This is a genomic window from Pseudomonas sp. NBRC 111124, assembly GCF_001320245.1.
GTDB lineage: Bacteria > Pseudomonadota > Gammaproteobacteria > Pseudomonadales > Pseudomonadaceae > Aquipseudomonas.
In genome coordinates this window covers 60,966-77,769 of the sequence record NZ_BCBA01000063.1, presented here as the reverse complement: position 1 = coordinate 77,769, position 16,804 = coordinate 60,966, and the positions used below count along the sequence as shown (strand labels likewise).

Below are 16,804 nucleotides of genomic sequence, written 5' to 3'. Positions count from 1 at the left end.
ATGTTTAACGCGACCGAAATGAAGGTGGTCCCGGCCTACTTTGCCAAGAGTGATGCTGGCGATCCGGTGCCTTTCATCGTTTCCCTGATGCTGGTGGACGCAGACCACAAACCTGCTTTGCCGCCGGCAGTGGAAGCCTCGATCAACCGCACGGTGGAAATTACAGGTGCCGAGGGTGTGGCATTTGCAAATGTCTATGACACCGATGATCTACGGGCTGTAGCGACCCGCAGCATCAATCGAGCGCGTGGTCTCAAAGACTTGGCCATTGTGCTGTTCAGGTGCCAAAGCGCACCAACTGCAGAACAGCTGATGACGGTGCTGAATGGCTCATACGAGCTGGCCTTGGTCAAAGCCAGCGCCGCGAGGGTCAGCGATGAATAATCGGATCGTGCGATTCCTAGTCGGGGCGCTGAGTCTAATAGTGGGCCTGGCCATGGCGGTCAACTATCACTTCAACGAACTTCGACCCTTGAATGAAGGGTTTCAGTCAGCATTATTTATGATTCTTGGCCTCGCCTTGATCTACAAAGCCTCGAAACCAGCTAAGAAGGACAATGCCATGCCGGCACAGTGGACGGACCAACAGCTTGCGGCCTTTGAGGCAGCGATGGAAACCATAGGCAACATGATCGCCCTCAAAGCCCGTGATATCCACGCCGAGCGTAGCAAGGGCGCTCCGAATCAGGCTTTGATTGATCAGCTTCGGGCCGAGCAAGCTGAGCTCGTGGTTGAGCGGTCTCGACTCCGCATTGACGACTCAGTGGCGGTAGCGCACGCGATCGAGCGCTACGGGCCGATCGTCAAAGCATCGGTTTGAGGGGTAACCTCATGCCATCTCACGAACAGGTCGGACTAACCGTTGCTCAGGCCCAGTCGATAGTGGATCGATTCATGGCTGAATATCGTGGTCACATAGGCGTGACTGCTATCATCAAGGCCACGCAGGAGGAAATTTATGGACCCGACGCCGCAAGAGAAAAAATCGGATATCGAATCGACGCAGCCTACCACCCAGCAAGAGCCCTCTTTACCCTTGCCGCTTCCAATATGGGTGATGAAGGGGCCGTCAAGCGAGCGCTGCGCCACGAGCTCCTCGGGCATTATGGGCTCAACACCTTCAATCCCGAAGAAAAGCGAGAGTTCCTGGATCGCGTTCTTGAAACGCGCGGTGAACCATCGCTAGCCCACATATGGGCGTACGTCGACGAGCACTATGCCAAGCTCCCGGACATTCATCGTGCGGAAGAGATCTTCGCATTTGTCGCCGAGGAGGAGCGTTCGTTCCTCGGTAAAGCGTGGGACCGTACCCGCAGTTCCCTACAAGGCATGTTAAAGGCCGTAGGGCTAACAGACGGTCGGCTTACTATCAGCGAGCTGCGCATCGAAGCTCAGGCAATCGCTGCAGGTATCAAGGAAGGACACCGACAGCAAATGACGTTTCCCAAGGACGACCAGTCGCAATTTCGGCTGTCCCCCGTTGAGCATGATGCCATTTTCGACGACATCGCCATGCTGGCACTCTCCACTACCAAGCCTGTCAATCAACCAACGGCCGTGCTCCTTGGGGGCCAACCTGGTGCAGGTAAGGCCGGGCTCAGCAGTAGAGCGCTGGATGAGTTTGGCGGCAACACCATCAAGGTTGATGCCGATGAGCTGCGCAAGCACCATCCGCAGTACCTGCAGCTTATGCGCGAGAACGATCGTATGGCCGCGGATCGCACTCATCCAGATGCCGGCGCCTGGTCGGTAAAGCTGACCAATTTGGCGATAAAGAATCGCCGAAACTTGCTGATCGATGGCACCATGCGTGACCCCGATAGTCTCGCAAGGCTTTGCTCACGCCTTCACTCTGCAGGGTATCGCGTCGAAGCCCGGGTATTGGCCGTGGACCCTCTGGTCAGTCGCATGAGCATTCATATGCGCTACGAGCTTCAGCGTGAGTCCAACGGCTTCGGCCGCTGGTCAAATCGAGACAAGCATGACCAGGCCTACGCAGGTCTGCCGGTAACCGTAGAACGGTTAGAAGCAGACAACCTGGTCGACACGCTGCAGGTATTCAGCCGAAACGGCACGGAACTGTATGCGCGTCGTCTCTCCGAAGGAGACTGCGCACCTGCAGGTGGCCGACAGCGCATCACCCAGGAGCGCGAGCGAGTTTGGACTCCCGAGGAGATCCGGGGCTTCAGTTACAATCTGGAAATGATCGAAGGGAAAATGTTGGTGCGTCGAGCGGCCCCCAGCGAGCATGCCGAGCTGGATGGCATCCGATCGGAATACCGTCACAAGTACCCGACCGACCTTAGCCAGGGTGACTTCTTGAGGCGACCTAAGCCGGGCTACTGATAGTACCCCTTTAAAAACAGCGAGTTAGAGACTCGCATTGTCGCGCTTTCAGTAGTTTGTATAATGACTATTATACAAACTGAGATAGGAGGCGACGGCAATGCCTAGAAAACGGCGGCAGACCCCAGAAAATCAGGGGCAGATGACGTTCGATTTCGCTTTTCAAGAGACGGTAGATACGATCGAGGACCTACAAGCTGGCCTCGATTCCGACGAAGACCAAGGAGACCGCCATTATGATCACCAATCAAACACAGCCCCTGGAAATCTCAGCGCGAGTCCTGAGCCAGCAGACACTCGCATCGATCCGCCAGTCGCCGTCGTTCAGCCTCCAAGGCTGGAAGATTCTCGACCGCTGGGCTCTGAACAATCCAGAACGCCTCAAGTCTCTGGAGCTGCAGGGCGAGCTGCAATTGCTCAGCCGGCTTCTGGATCAGCAAGCCTTGGAACTGACAGCCATCAACAGCCTGCCGGTGGAGAGCAAGCAGGGGCTGACAGAGCACGAGATCCTGGCAATGCTGGAGATCGAAACGGACCTGTAACACCTACTGACTACGCGATCAGCAGCGCGGACGGACTAGGTTCCGGCGGAGCGAAGTCGAAATTCCGCGATAATATCGCTGCCCTACAGCTGCTGCAGGTGCTGCACAAGGAAGGCCGCGGCCCTACTCCCGATGAACAAGCCACACTGGTCAGGTATGTGGGCTGGGGTGGGCTGCCGCAGGCTTTCGATCATCGAAATGATGCTTGGCGAACCGAGTACCAGGAACTGTCCACCTTGCTGGGCCAAGATGAATACGAGAGGGCCAGGCGCTCCACTCAGGACGCGCACTACACTTCAAGCACCGTCATCGCTGGCATTTACGAGGGACTGGAGCGCCTTGGTTTCGAAGGCGGCAAGGTATTGGAGCCAGCTGCCGGCACCGGCAATTTCATCGGCCTGATGCCGGCCCAAATGCGGCGCAACAGCCGCATCACTGCCATCGAGCTTGACCCGCTCACTGCGCAAATCGGCGCCCATCTCTATCCGTCGTCTACCTTCATCAATCGTGGGCTGCAGGATGTGGCTATCCCAAGCGCATACTTCGATGCCTGCGTTGCGAATCCCCCCTTCGGATCGCAATCGCTATATGACCCGCATCACCGCGAATTGGCAGGCTTCTCGATTCACAACTACTTCTTGGCCAAATCGCTCAACACGCTCAAACCCGGTGGTGTGATGGGAGCGGTGGTGAGTCGGTACTTCCTCGATGCCGCCAACAGCAAGGCGCGGGAACATATCGCGGATACGGCTCACTTCCTGGGGGCGATTCGCCTACCCAACACAGCGTTCAAAGAAAATGCGCTAACGGAAGTGACAACTGACATTGTGTTCTTCCAGAAGGCGATGCCAGGCGATAGGCCTGAGCGGCGCTGGGTGGATGTCGGTGAAATACGAGATCGCGAAACCGGTGAGCCGATCACGATCAACCAGTATTTCATCGACAATCCTGCGCAAATGGCCGGCCGCATGGCCCTTACTGGGAAGATGCGCCGCGACGCCGCTGATTTACTGGCCGAGCCAGGCCAGGACCTGGCAGCGGCGATCACCGCCAGGCTTCAAGTATTGCCTGCAGGTGCTATGCGCAACCTCGAAGTTGACGCAACTGGTGAAGGCGAACCAGGTCAGGAAGGAAAGCCCGAGGTCGACCTCCCCGCGAATACCAAGGTGGGCTCCTACTTTGTTACCGCCGACGACCAGCTGGCTCGCCGCTTGCCTGATCAGCTCGCAACCCACGACTACCAGTTCATAACCCCTAAAACAGAGCGAGCTGGCCAGCGAATTCGTGGAATGATCGAGGTGCGGGACGCGCTGCGCGCTTTGATGAATGCTGAGCAATCCGTTGATCCTCAGGATCTGGACAACTTGCGAGGCCGTTTGAATGGCCTCTACGACAAGTACGTTCGCCGGCATGGTCATCTGAGTAGCCAGGCCAACCGCCTGGCGATGGGGGAAGATCCTGAATATCCCCTGCTGAACTCATTGGAAAGCAACTACGATCGCGGCGTTTCGGCAGACATGGCGCGAAAGCATGGTGTACCGGCGCGCAATCCCTCTGCGGATAAAGCCGCCATTTTCTCGCGCCGAGTGATGAGCCCACGGGAAGAAATACGCCATGTTGAATCGGCTAAGGATGCACTGGTTGTCAGCATGAACCAGGTAGGGCGTGTCGACCTCGAGCGCATGATCCGGCTGTGCGGTCTCAGTGAGGCTGAGCTGCTTCGGGATTTGAAAGGGCTCGTATACTTCAACCCTGGTAAGGATCGCTGGGAAACCGCCGATCAGTACCTGACCGGAAATGTGAAAGCCAAACTCAGGGGAGCGGAACGTGCTGCGGAACACGATCCCAAATTCCTGGAAAACGTAGAGGCGCTGCGGCCAATTCAGCCTGCAGACATCGAGCCGATCGACATTTCCGTGCAGTTAGGTTCAACCTGGGTACCGGCGAAGACAATCGATGATTTCGTCGTGCACCTCATGGGCGATGTGCGCCGGCGCATCGACTACCAAGAAGCCTTGGGCAAATGGATGGTGAATATCTCCGAAGGGGATAACACAACCATGCGCGTAACCTGGGGCACCGATGCGTATCCTGCGAACAAGCTGGTGGAGGCAGTTTTAACAAACCGGCCGATCCAGGTGAAGGTAGAGGTCGGAAAGGACGATCATGGCCATCCGATCATGCAGGTTGATGAAACTCAGACTGCAGCAGCTAACCAGAAGGCCGACGAGATCCGCGCTGCGTTCACCGACTGGATCTGGGAGGATCAGGAACGTCGAGAATCCCTCGCGCGACTCTACAACGATCGCTTCAACACCAATATTCCTAGCCGCTACGATGGATCACATCTGCAGTTGCCTGGTACTTCGCTGGACATCACGCTCCGACCACACCAGAAGGACGCGATCTGGCGCGGCATTCAGGACGGCACAGCACTTTTCGATCACGTGGTCGGCGCCGGCAAGACGCTCGTGTGCGTCGGCACGGTGATGGAGAGCAAGCGGATGGGGCTGTTCCGCAAGCCAATGGTGCTGGTACCGAACCATCTCCTACTGCAGTGGAAAGATGCCTTCTACGATCTGTATCCCAACGCCAACGTGCTGGTAGCAGAGAAGACGGATTTCAAGAAAGAAAACCGCGAGCGGCTGTTTGCCCGGATTGCTACAGGGGACTGGGATGCAGTGGTAGTGGCGCACAGCTCGTTCAAAAAAATTGGTATGCCACCTGAAACGCTCGAGGAGTTGCTGCAGGAGCAGATCCAGGACCTCACGGACGCGATTCTCGACCTCAAGAGCAGCCAGGGCGATCGTGTGACCATCAAAGAGATGGAGAAGGCGAAGGAACGGATGACCGAGCGTCTGGAGAAGAAAGCCGACACCGGTTCGAAGGACCAAGCCGTTAGCTTTGCCGATTTGGGTGTTGATGCCCTGGTTGTCGATGAGGCTCAGGAATTCAAGAACCTGTTCATCACCACCTCGCTCAGTCGGGTATCGGGCTTGGGGAATCTAGCAGGCTCGGAAAAGGCATTCGACCTTTTCGTTAAGTGCCGTTACCTGCAGCAACGGAACGACGGCCGCGGCGTGTTCCTTGCCACAGGTACCCCACTGAGCAATACGATCGCTGAGCTCTATACCGTGCAGCGATACCTGCAGTACGACGAGATGAAAGCCCGGGGCATCATTCATTTCGATGCCTGGGCTTCGACTTTCGGTCAGGTGGTAACTGGTTGGGAGCTGGACGCTACCGGCGTTAACTACAAGCTCAACTCGCGTTTTGCAAAGTTCCAGAACGTCCCTGAGCTGACAGCGATGTATCGGACCTTCGCCGATGTGATCACCCGCAAGGACCTCCAGGACCAGGCCGAAGCCCGCGGTACCCGATTCCCGGTACCAAAACTGAAAGGCGGTCGCCCGCAGAACGTGATTGTGGATCGATCTGAGGCTCAAGCCTGGTACATGGGCATTCAGCAGGAGGCAGTGGACACAGATGGTAAGCCCATGCTGAAAGCGGATGGATCGACATTCAAGTCATGGAACGAAGGATCCATCATCCATCGCATGGAGCATCTGCCGAAAGACCCACGTCTCGATAATCCGTTGAAGATCACCAATGACGCGCGCAAAGCGGGTTTGGATTTCCGACTTATCGATCCAGGAGCCGGGGATTTCGCCGGCAGCAAAGTGAACGCGTGTGTCGATCAAGCGTTCCGCATTTGGGAGGCCTGGGACGAGCGTAAAGGAACGCAGCTGATTTTCTGCGACCTTTCCACACCGAAGGGTTCAAAACGTCCAGAACAGGCTCCTGTGAGCTCAGAGGATGAGGAGGAGGGTGAGGCCTCGATATCGATGGACGATATTCTGGCTGGGTCCAGCTCGTTCAGCGTGTACGACGATATTCGCTCCAAGCTGCTTGCTCGAGGGATCCCGGCAAACCAGATTCGCTACATCCATGAGGCCAACACGGACCTGCAGAAAGCCAAGCTCTTTGCTGAGATGAATGCCGGTGAGGTGAGGATCATCTTGGGCTCTACGGCGAAGATGGGCGCCGGCATGAATGTCCAACGTCGACTGGTTGCCCTGCATCACCTAGATGCACCCTGGCGCCCAAGCGACTTGGAACAACGCGATGGCCGCATCGAGCGGCAAGGTAATTTGTTCTATGAGATGGACCCTGACGGATTCGAGATCGAGATTCTGCGCTACGCGACGAAGCAGACCTACGATAGCCGCATGTGGCAGACCATCGAGTTCAAGGCGGCAGGCATCGAGCAGTTCCGCAAGGGCGACAGCCTCCAGCGAGTGATCGAGGATGTGGCCAGCGAAGCAGCCAATGCTGCCGAGATGAAAGCCGCCGCCACTGGCAATCCTCTGATCTTCCAGCAGGTGCAGATCGCGGCCGACCTCAAGAAGGTGGAAGCATTGTTCTCCAACTTCAAACGTGGCCAGCACTCTCTTGACAGTCGCATTGCATGGCTGCGTGACGCCGACACGCGTGCCGATCGAGCAATCGCCCGCTGGTCATGTGAGATTGAGCGTCGCAATGCCGGCACCAAGTCCGAATTCGAGTTTTCGGCAAATGGCAGGACGTTTAAGGACGCCGACAAGGAAAGGCTGGCCGCAGTTTTTGCCGGCGCAATGAAGCGTGCCGTCGAGCGCAGGTCAGAAGACACGTTCCAGCGCGCAGAGCTGGTGCCCGTTGGGAGCTATCGTGGTTTCGAAGTTCAGGTGTCGTGCGAGCGGCAGAAAATTCACTTCACCGTCACCGGCCGGGACTCGTACGAGCCGGACAACCTGGTGTATCGCGTCGACGACAAGTTCAGCATTAGTGGATTCATCAGCCGGATGGACAACTTCCTGGAGCGTCTGGAAGGTTGGAGGGATGAGGCCGAAGCTACACGGGGACGCGAGCTGTCGGAGCTCAATAAGGCGATCCAGGAGAAGGCGAAGCCCTTCCAGCAGCAGACCAGACTCGACTACCTGCGCGAGGATGCCCGGGATGTGCTCAGGGAGCTGAAGCTGATGCAGGCTGATGACTCCTATGTGTCCAAGTGGGAGCCAAAATCAGTCCTCCTGCAGGGTTCCGCAGCACCAGGGCGGAGTAAAATGCGGGCGTAATGTAAAAGGGCGCCTGAGGCGCCCTTTTCATTTCTGCTTTCAGAATGTTATGTGCGTTGATGGGAGGTCTGTTTCCCTCATCACCTCGGCGGCTCGTGTTTCCCAGTAACGAACAGGGGCCGAAAGGGCGAGCAGCGGGATTGGAGCGCCCATCAATGCAACCACCGTCCAAGTTTGAAGCACGAGCTCTACTGAACTGGGAACCCAGCCGTAGGGATAGGCCACTGCCACGTAAACGGCGAGCAAAAAAGCCGCGCTTCCTACAAGTGAATGCAGGGAAATTTTTGCTACAAAGACCGCCCAGGCTTTGACCAAAGCATAACGGTTAGCGGGGTCAGCCTTTAGAGCCGCAATCGTGCTATTCAAGGCGACCTGATGGTCCAGCCAGCGCTCTTCTAGTCGATTCTTAAATTCTTCATCCATAAGCACAATTCTCAACGATGCAAAGGGCAGGGACGTCAACCCAGGTTGCCCGAAACATCCAATGCCTGAATTCCTCAACAGTCTGCCCACTTTTCTCCTGCAGGTTAGCAAGCAAACCCGATAGCCGCTGCTCCAGAACGCCCCCGGCTTCTTCCTCCTCATATTGCTCGAAGTAATCACCGTAAGGGTCTTCTGGCTCAAAGACCTGCGAAATGTGGGAGCGGTGTTTCCAGTGGTAGTACTGATGGTCCCGCCACCCCTTGGGGAATCGAGTGGCAAGCTCGCTCCAATCGGTCAAGCTGTAATGATCGGGGTAATTGCAATCTGCGTTGGATGTGTAAACCCAGTACAGCCTGCCCAAGGCCGGATGAACTGTGCTGACAAAAACTTCGCCCATGGCTGGTCCTCCTTTGCCGTTACTGCGCGTGCCGTAACCTGCACTCCGCAAACCAAAAGCCCGCTATCGCGGGCTCCATGGCATTTACTTCCAGACTTCATTCCAATTAGTCGATGAATCCGCCGGGTCACTCGTGTGTCCAACCTCGACGGGGTTGCTGATGTGCGTATCACCGCTACCCACCACGGTACCAAGACCTGTGTCGTTGACACCGGTCTGATTCACGGCATCGGTTACCGCGCCATTCACCTCACTCATGACACCATTGATCTGGCCGTTGACTTCGGAAATCACACCGTTGACCGACGAGCTGGCGATCGAGCAAACCTTGTCCTTGATCATCTGCCAGATGGCCGACAGATCGGGGAACGAGGTTGTGCTGAAAATGCCAGTGATCCCCCCGACACATTTCCCCAGAATGTCAGACGATGTTTGCGCTGCTGTTTGTGTGGTGTCGGCCGCGTCCTGATCTCGGGCCAGGCCGGCCTCACCACCACGCACTGCAGCCTCGCCGCTACGGCAGGTGGCAGCATTGGCTGTCACAGCCGAGCTCAGCAGCAACACAACGAATAACGCGCGGGTCAGTGTTTTCATACCAGTCCTCCAAGAACATTCAGCGGCCAGGAGCATCAAGCTCGAGCCCGGGGTTTAACGGTGGTTTGCGCCGGGCTTGGCTGTGCCATCGCGGGCTGTGCCGGCGCTTCAGGCTTTGGGGTGGCGCTCGATTTCTCCCGCTCTTTTCGTTGCTCAAGGAAACCCAGCTTACGGTGCATATCCGCATCAACGTGCTTGGTGACCTTCGCCTTGAGGATCTGGTTATCGACGTTGAAAAGCACCTCGTCGAAGTACACAGCTTTCCCGTCGCCGCGCCGATTGACTGCGTTACCAAATCCGATCTGCGTCCATTTCTGGTCGCTGCCATCATTGTTCGGCTGGGACAGGGTGATGAAATTGGGCTTGATCTCACCAGTTCCAGGTTCGGGGTGCCGCTCGTTGATAAACGCGAGCACCTGGTGCTTCTCGCCGTTGATCTTCACGTACCCTTGCAGGTAATCACCGCTGCCCTGGTAGAGGAGCACTGTGGTGTCGTACTGGTCGTTATCCAGCTTGGTCACACCGCGAAGGATGAGTTTCTGTTCCGCATTGCTGTCAGCGTTTGCCATACCGACCTCCTGAGGAGTGGTTGAATCACTGGTAGTAGCGCCGGGAATGTCTCCGGGAACACCGGAGTTGCTCGAACTGCCATGAAGGCCAGCGCCGAAGCCTTCAATCTCGGGAAGGGGGGTGGGCTCATCCTTGATGAAGGAATTGGCCATGATCCAGTCGTACTCATTCACTGGTGCAGGAACAGGACGGCCTGTCTTGTCGAACCAGTAGTACTGGTCGGTCGCTGGCTCTGGTCCAAGAGCGGCCAGGTCGTGCTCCAGCTCTTCGAGCGACTTGCTCCAGGTGTTGATGGCCTCCGACTGATCGCGCCACCAGACAGCGGCGTTTACCGCAACAAGGTTCTCCGCCCGTTGCAGATCGGATTCGCCTAAAGGCACTCCCTCGGTTGCCTGGAAATGTTGATGCTCGACCGCGGCTGCAGCTACATCACCAAGCTCCACTTCATCAGTAGGAAGGGCGTCCTCTCCTGAAGGATCCAATGTTCTGGACTTTTCGTATTCGGAGATCGCACCTGCAAGCACGGCAGCATCTGCTTCAGGTTCGTTGGCCAATGGCTGTGCAATGCGCTGACCATTGAGGAAGGTTGCAGGAGGTTTTATATCCCCGCCGGCCCCGGTCAACTCTGTGCGGATATTGGTCTGCTGACCTTCACCGTCAAAGTACGCAATTGTGTAGGTAACACCATCGACCCGATCGGATTCAGGCACTAAATCAATCTTCGCGGTGTAGCCTTGCTTGGCAGCCTCGCTATTCAGCAAATCCCACCTGGCCGAAGGAGTCGTATTTTGGTCATACGGATACTGGCTGTAGCTATCGAGCGCGAATGACTCCAGCACTTCCGCCGGTACCGAATTGGATGGGGAACTAGGCGCCTGATCTGCGCCTTGATGGGTTTCCAGAGCAGCCAGGTAAGCCGCATCAGACTGTTCAATCGCCTTGATGACTTCTTCCGGATCCCAGGAATTTTCTAACTGGACCATCCGGTCAAAACCATCGCTGCCAGGCTCTGGCAGTGGTCCAAAGCGCTTCTCAGCGTCCGCCAGCAGCTCTCTGGCGATGGCGTAACCCTCGGATGCCTCCATCTGTCCGCGGAAGTGCGTGTTGAGCTTACCGACTTCACTCTCAAGCTTGGCATGGAAAGCAGCGCGGTATTTTGCTTCGGCCATGCAGCTTTCGATTGTCTGCAATCCTTCAGGTGAGCGGTCATGTTCCCACATGACGGCCATTGCATGATCCTCGGCCCGATACGGCAGCAAGTCGGGGTAATCATTGATATCACCGGGCAGACCGACTGACTCAACGAATCTCGCATCCCGCCCAGCCACTGTCAGGGACTCAACGGCCAAAGGTTCGACTGGAGGGGCCTGCTCTGGATCTGCTTTAGCAAGCAGAACGGCTTCCCATTCATTGCGATGAACCGTTTTCTCTTCGTAGCGCTCTACACGGCCATCGCTACCACGCACAGGCACTTCTACAGTTACCTGCTTACGTCCCAGGTTGTTCAACGCGACGGTATCGCCTGGAGCAATTTCGTTTTCGCGGAACACTCGAGAAAGGTCCACTCCCCAGGTAACACGTTCTTCGCCGTCGCTATTGCGCAATTTCACGAAGAAGCTTTTGCTCTGCTTCTTGTCGAAAAGATAGGGCGCCGGCCCGAAATCGACGATCACACCCTCGCGGGCATTAACAGGGGTTGGATCGGTTGCAGCCGGTTCTGCGGATGTCGTCGGCCCTTCACTGGGGGTGCCCACCTTCTCACCGGTCGCTTCATCTGACGGCTTCGGCGGCTCAGCTTGCGGGGCGTTTTTGTCTGGTACAACTGCTATAGGAGGCAAGCCGAGCAGCTCGCGTCGAATGGCTTCCTGGGCAGGGTTGTTGAGTTCGACCGGAACCTCATGTTTGATCAGAACTTCGATCGCTCGGCGCTTGAATTCTTCACTGCCCGTAAGCTCGATTGAGCCACCGAACTTCTGTTTAGCCATGTAGAGGCCGGCCAGAATAGCCATCTCATCATCTTTGGCTTCAGCCACCATGAGGATTTGCTGCCCATGGTCGATGAAAATGGGCTTCTCATGGAGGGAATAGAGGACGCTGCCGTCGCGCCGCTCCTTGTAGGTGATGTCCTTCAAGAGCTCGCTGATCTGGATTTTTGGATCCTGATCAACAGTTTCTTGATCTAGATCAGGATTTCCCCGCCCAAAACCGTTACCGAATGCTTCATGCCCCTCCAATCGCGAAATAATTTCGCTGTAAAGGGCTTGGTCTAGTTCCTTTAGCAATTCCGCATATGTATCGTATGCGAAAATATTCTGATAAACGGTAGTTGCTGCATCAGCTGTATTCTTGGCGTCAATCGAGCGCCATGACGACAGGTCTGCAGCGACCCAATGTCTGACCAACGCAGTAGGGACGGCCGCGGCTTCATCTTCGGATGGTTGGCTATTCAGCCAGGCCTGGTACGCCTCAGCACGACGCACAATAGCTTCACGAGGAGAGGCCTCAGCTGCTTGAGGCGAATTCAATCGCTCATAAACAGCCTGGCGGAACTCTTGCATCAAGGCTTCGCTTTCTTCGCTCATGGCAATCCTGCCTCCTTCCGGATGGTGGGGTAGTCCGTTGCCCTGAGCCCCCGTAGAGGGGCTGGGTAAAGTTGGGTTAAACGCTTCGCTCTGGGCTGGACCGTGACTGCTGAAATTTCGTATTGTGTATATTATTCAAAATAAAGCGGAATGGGAAGCTCCGCGCCCTAAGGCCCAGGAGGGCTACGTCTGCTACATTTGAGGGGATCAAATGTCCATTGGAACTGATGAAATTCAGCCAATTTGTGGGACGGATTTGGAGAGATGGCGGATCGAGAACGGTCTGACCAAGGTTGCCGCTGCTGATGCCTTTGGCCTGCAGAAAGCGAAATGGGAAGAGCTAACAGGCCCGGAAAAGTCGGCTGAGCAGATCAACGACCCCGTGGTGGCTATGCTGCTTTTTCTCTACAGGACGCATCCGGAGTCTTCACCGGTGCAGCCACCGCTGGATATCAAGGATTTTTACGACTATTTAGGCCTTCAAGATTCGCCTCAAGATCGAGATACATTTGCCACGCTTATTGGCAGATCGCCACCCTCGGTTTACCGCCTGATGCTTCACGATGGCAAGCCAGGGCGACCTGTCATGAAGTGGGTTGAGGCCTTGAAGCGCATGGATTTGACACCTAAACAGTGCAAACGCGTGATGCAGGATGTCGTAAGTAAAGTAGGTGAACGACAGAAGGTGGAAAAGGTCTTGATTCAGGGTTGGTCAAAAGGTGGCATTGGTGAGCACGACTGAGAAAGCAGACTCGCACATTATCGAGCTCTCCAGCGTTTATTTCTACGCTGGCCAGGCGCCGCGCGCGATCGCCTTGAAGGATTGCGGTGCGCTTCTCAATGGGCAACCTGGGGACGTATTCCCGGCACTTTATGGCTATCAAAGCAAGCAGGACGGCTTCATGGCCGCTAGGGCTTACGCGGACAAGAACCGACTCCATTTTACCGTGATCGATTTCCTGGTGGAGCTCGATCATAAGCAGAATCCACTCATGATGAAGCCTGAGGATCTGGCCAATCACGACTTCGTGTCGTTTGCCAGAATGTCCAGGAGCATGATGGATGATCTGCAGGAGCTATTGCGTGAAAGGTTGGTCAGCGAGGGCCTGACCCCGACAAAAACCGAATTAGCGAAACCTCATCTATTGCTTCAACAACGGCCGGAATTGCTGAGTACTCTGACCGCCGCTCCCGAATGGGAACATATGAAGGTAATTGCCTACCCAGCTAAGGTGGCCTTCAGTGAGAAGGCTTTGACGGTGGGTGTTCTACCCCATAAACACTGGTCTGCTATCAAGGAAGCGACTTGCCGCCTCAACCCCGGAATTCGGATCACGCTGGAACCGCCAGGGCCGGCGAGCTCTGACGCAGCACCATTGGCTGCTCAAGCCAATAGGGACCGAGGTCCTCGAGCACGTTGAAGGACTGAAAAAAAACCGCCTCCAAGGCGGTTTTTTTTAATCCCTGAAACGCTTCCTATACCACCACGGCCGGGCCACAATCCGTCCGCCGCGGGCGAAGCCCAAAAACTTGTTCCAGCACACATTCAGCGTCCACCCGATATGTGCCATGACCCCAAAGCAGACAATGATCAGGACAGCGACGATCCAGATCCACAAGCTGTGCCCAACATAAAGGCAAGCCAACAGCGGCATGTATGCGCCACATGGTATGCCGAGAGCTTTGGGTGAAATCGACGCACTTCTCCAACTAGATGCCATGGTCTAGTCCCTCCTGCTCACAACGTTTTTTGAATTCCTTCGCCCCGGCCAGGCTGACAAACTCGACGGTATCTATGCGACCAGCTCGGAACAATCTCCAAGCCTTATCATCCAGGGTGGCCTCGGCTTTTTCCAACAAACCGCGAATGAAACGCCCCCAGTCTGTGTAAGGCAGGGATTGCAGTTCATTGCGCACTTCACGATCAAAAACGAGGTATTCGCGGATGGCTGCCCGCTTGCCGTCTGTAGTTTTGAGCAAGCGTTGTACCAGAATCACCCGTAATGCACCGGCCAAGCGTGAAGCCATGCCGGCCTGTTGGTCGGGAGGGTAGGTTTGAATCGCACGGTTGATAGTTTCTGCCACTGACTCTGTATGCATGGTCGCAAAGCACAGGTGTCCAGTCAGCCCCGCTTCAGTCATTGCCTCAATCGTCTCACGGTCCCGAGCTTCACCAATACCGATGATACTGGGTTTGCGCCGCATGGCATTTCGTAGAGCTTTCGGGAAGTCGCCGATGTCTCGGCGCAGCTGCGACTGGGATGGTTGCGGTCCCAACCAGTGCGGACCACCAAGGACGTACTCGATGGGGTCTTCATAGGTGATGACTTTCCGGTCAGGCATTTCTGCACCTGCCTTCTTGTACAAGCCGGCGAGGAAAGTTGTTTTTCCAGATCCCGTAGGGCCGCAGACCAGTACGAGCCCCATTTCTGCGTAGCAGCCCCGAATCAGATCAGGCTCGATGCCCATTTTGTCGATGTCGGGCAGATCCGAGGGGATCACTCGCATGGTGATCGAATAAGCCTCATCAATACCGGCGATGCGCGCTTGAACGAAGTTGGTCCGAAAGCGCAGCGTCGTGCCTCGTGCCAGCCCAAAGCCTTCGCCTGCCAGCTCCAGGGCCCGGTCAACACCCTCGTCCCCCTGCTTGATCATGCTTTCAATTTCTGCTGACCAAGCTGAGGCCATCAACGGTGACAACTGACCTTGTTTGATGGTCGTCGTCGACGCTTTCAATTGCCGGCCATGCAGCTCGACCCATATGTAGTCGCCGCCCTGGACAAGGATGTCCGATACGCCCCGGTCCGCACACAGCTTCAGAAAGCGCATGAAATTATCGGGAGACAAGTCACCCTCAAAATTGTACGGCTCGAAGGTTGGACTGATCACTTAGGCGCACCTTGACTAGGTTGGCGGATCTGCGTTTTAACCGAGGGACGCCATTTCTTTGGGTCAGTCTCGAATGTCGCCCGGCCGGTGACGCGACGCAATTTGTCGCCAAGCATCATCTGCTTACCATCACCTGTGACAGTCTGCTGGCTTTCAGCCACGCTCGTAGAGCTAATCATGTCGGACTGCAAGAGCGAGGAGTACAGGTGCATTCCGAGATAATCACGGCTCAAGCGATTGAAATTGGCCTCGAGGATAGCGTCAGCCTGCTTGTATCCGTCGTCCCAACCTTTCCGAACAGCCTGCTCCCAGATTTCAGCCTCGTCGCTGTCTTGGGGACGCGCTTCGAAGTCGGGCAGTTCAACACTGCCATTGAGGGGCAGACCAACATAGAGATAGTCCCGCCAAGTAGGTGGGACGCTCACGAACCTTTCTTCCCGCTCAATTTTGTAGACCCGATTTGCAGTGCGCACTTGGTCTTGCGAGAAGGCAGCAACGTCCCGGGCCTCTACGATCACCGGGGGAAGTGTGCCGTTCTTGGCGATGAGAGGTGCGAATTTGAACATCGCATCTAGTGACGGCGATCGGGCATTAAGACCGTCAACTAGCTCACGAGCTCGGGCTGCCATACCGCCGCGGAAACCGACAGTGTTACCCATGTCGGTCAGCAATTGGTTTCGGATATCGGTGACCTTGGTGGTCGCTTTGGACTGGGGCTTAAGCAACGAGTCGAGATCAGGCGGTGCCGTTTCAACGACCGGCGCGGTGACCTGGCCGCTTGCGTCAAGCTCAGGACTTTCACTGGCATGGACAGCAAGGGATACCATCAAAGGCAACAATGCGAGAATCCGCTTCATAACGTGCCTCCAGTTCAGGCCTTGGGCCGGTTGTAATGGAGTTCCAACTTGCCAGGCATTTGGGTCACATCGGCTCGGTACCCAACCTGGGAGCGGATCATCAACATCAGGGTGTCGTAGGGCACCTTGTTGACATCGATGTCGACCGGCAGCGGCATACGCACGCCCATGAATGAGAACTCAAGCCCACGGTCTCGGGCCAAAGCCGCCAAAAGCTCGACTGCATCGCCCTGCCACTTGAGCGACACACGTTGCTTGTCGTCCAAAATGGTCGAAGGTAGGCGCATCACCACGCGGCTGTTGATCGCCCCTTGCTGATAGAGATCGGCCTGGGCCATCTCGATACGCTGTGACGCCTCGAGGATCTGTTGGTCGATCAGATGCTGTGCCGATTCATCAGGTTTCTTTGATGCGCAGCCCCCCAGGGCTACAGCCAGGGCAACCAGAGCCATCGGATATCGTTTGTTGGCCATTTTGCGAACCCTCCATT

At 56.1% G+C, this 16,804-nt stretch carries 15 protein-coding genes; 7 read left to right on the top strand and 8 right to left on the bottom strand.

Translation table 11 applies throughout. The annotated features are described in order from the left end of the window. From APH28_RS23495 to APH28_RS23480, 5 genes are all read left to right on the top strand, one after another. Positions 1 to 384 carry a hypothetical protein gene (locus APH28_RS23495; RefSeq protein WP_054913744.1) on the top strand — a complete coding sequence of 128 codons (384 nt, stop codon included), beginning with the start codon at positions 1 to 3 and terminating at the stop codon, positions 382 to 384. A 52-nt stretch (positions 385 to 436) separates the two neighbouring features. Beyond that, positions 437 to 820, top strand: coding sequence for a hypothetical protein (locus APH28_RS23490; RefSeq protein WP_218186525.1), 384 nt, complete (start codon positions 437 to 439; stop codon positions 818 to 820). Between the two features lie 11 nt (positions 821 to 831). Next, a complete protein-coding gene (locus APH28_RS23485) occupies positions 832 to 2,346 on the top strand; it encodes a zeta toxin family protein (RefSeq protein WP_060512874.1) in 1,515 nt (504 codons plus the stop codon). Positions 2,347 to 2,582: 236 nt separating this feature from the next. Then, positions 2,583 to 2,888 carry a hypothetical protein gene (locus APH28_RS28340; protein ID WP_054913746.1) on the top strand — a complete coding sequence of 102 codons (306 nt, stop codon included), beginning with the start codon at positions 2,583 to 2,585 and terminating at the stop codon, positions 2,886 to 2,888. Between the two features lie 98 nt (positions 2,889 to 2,986). Beyond that, positions 2,987 to 8,002: a DEAD/DEAH box helicase family protein gene (locus APH28_RS23480; RefSeq protein WP_082432378.1), complete on the top strand. Its 5,016-nt coding sequence runs from the start codon at positions 2,987 to 2,989 to the stop codon at positions 8,000 to 8,002. A 39-nt stretch (positions 8,003 to 8,041) separates the two neighbouring features. Here the strand turns inward: APH28_RS23480 and APH28_RS23475 are convergent, their stop codons facing one another. The 4 genes from APH28_RS23475 to APH28_RS23460 all read right to left on the bottom strand — a co-directional run bounded on the left by APH28_RS23475 (position 8,042) and on the right by APH28_RS23460 (position 12,568). Further along, the gene (locus APH28_RS23475; RefSeq protein WP_060512872.1) at positions 8,042 to 8,425 is read right to left on the bottom strand and encodes a hypothetical protein; all 384 of its coding nucleotides are present in this window, start codon (positions 8,423 to 8,425) and stop codon (positions 8,042 to 8,044) included. After that, complete coding sequence (locus APH28_RS23470) at positions 8,418 to 8,822, bottom strand: hypothetical protein (RefSeq protein ID WP_054912937.1); 405 nt, start codon at positions 8,820 to 8,822, stop codon at positions 8,418 to 8,420. The genes APH28_RS23475 and APH28_RS23470 overlap by 8 nt, the downstream gene beginning before the upstream one ends. A gap of 84 nt (positions 8,823 to 8,906) precedes the next feature. Then, positions 8,907 to 9,416, bottom strand: a complete 510-nt coding sequence (locus APH28_RS23465; RefSeq protein WP_054912936.1) for a hypothetical protein — start codon at positions 9,414 to 9,416, stop codon at positions 8,907 to 8,909. A gap of 35 nt (positions 9,417 to 9,451) precedes the next feature. Continuing rightward, on the bottom strand, positions 9,452 to 12,568 hold the full coding sequence (locus APH28_RS23460; RefSeq protein WP_060512871.1) for an LPD7 domain-containing protein: 3,117 nt from the start codon (positions 12,566 to 12,568) through the stop codon (positions 9,452 to 9,454). Between the two features lie 211 nt (positions 12,569 to 12,779). On the opposite strand from APH28_RS23460, the gene APH28_RS23455 reads away from it, so the two are divergent. After that, positions 12,780 to 13,310: a hypothetical protein gene (locus APH28_RS23455; RefSeq protein ID WP_054912934.1), complete on the top strand. Its 531-nt coding sequence runs from the start codon at positions 12,780 to 12,782 to the stop codon at positions 13,308 to 13,310. After that, positions 13,297 to 13,989 (top strand): hypothetical protein, encoded by a 693-nt coding sequence (locus APH28_RS23450; protein WP_155741775.1) that lies wholly within the window; start codon positions 13,297 to 13,299, stop codon positions 13,987 to 13,989. Before APH28_RS23455 ends, APH28_RS23450 begins: the two co-directional genes overlap by 14 nt. Positions 13,990 to 14,025: 36 nt before the next feature. Here APH28_RS23450 and icmT read toward each other — a convergent pair whose 3' ends face one another. The 4 genes from icmT to APH28_RS23430 are packed head-to-tail and all read right to left on the bottom strand — an operon-like array spanning position 14,026 to position 16,787. Beyond that, positions 14,026 to 14,289, bottom strand: a complete 264-nt coding sequence (gene icmT / locus APH28_RS29015) for an IcmT/TraK family protein (RefSeq protein ID WP_054912933.1) — start codon at positions 14,287 to 14,289, stop codon at positions 14,026 to 14,028. Further along, positions 14,279 to 15,457 carry a plasmid transfer ATPase TraJ gene (traJ, locus tag APH28_RS23440; protein WP_060512870.1) on the bottom strand — a complete coding sequence of 393 codons (1,179 nt, stop codon included), beginning with the start codon at positions 15,455 to 15,457 and terminating at the stop codon, positions 14,279 to 14,281. The genes icmT and traJ overlap by 11 nt, the downstream gene beginning before the upstream one ends. After that, the gene (locus APH28_RS23435; RefSeq protein WP_060512869.1) at positions 15,454 to 16,314 is read right to left on the bottom strand and encodes a type IV secretory system conjugative DNA transfer family protein; all 861 of its coding nucleotides are present in this window, start codon (positions 16,312 to 16,314) and stop codon (positions 15,454 to 15,456) included. Before APH28_RS23435 ends, traJ begins: the two co-directional genes overlap by 4 nt. Positions 16,315 to 16,328: 14 nt before the next feature. Next, the gene (locus APH28_RS23430; RefSeq protein WP_054912930.1) at positions 16,329 to 16,787 is read right to left on the bottom strand and encodes a DotD/TraH family lipoprotein; all 459 of its coding nucleotides are present in this window, start codon (positions 16,785 to 16,787) and stop codon (positions 16,329 to 16,331) included. Positions 16,788 to 16,804 lie beyond the last annotated feature (17 nt).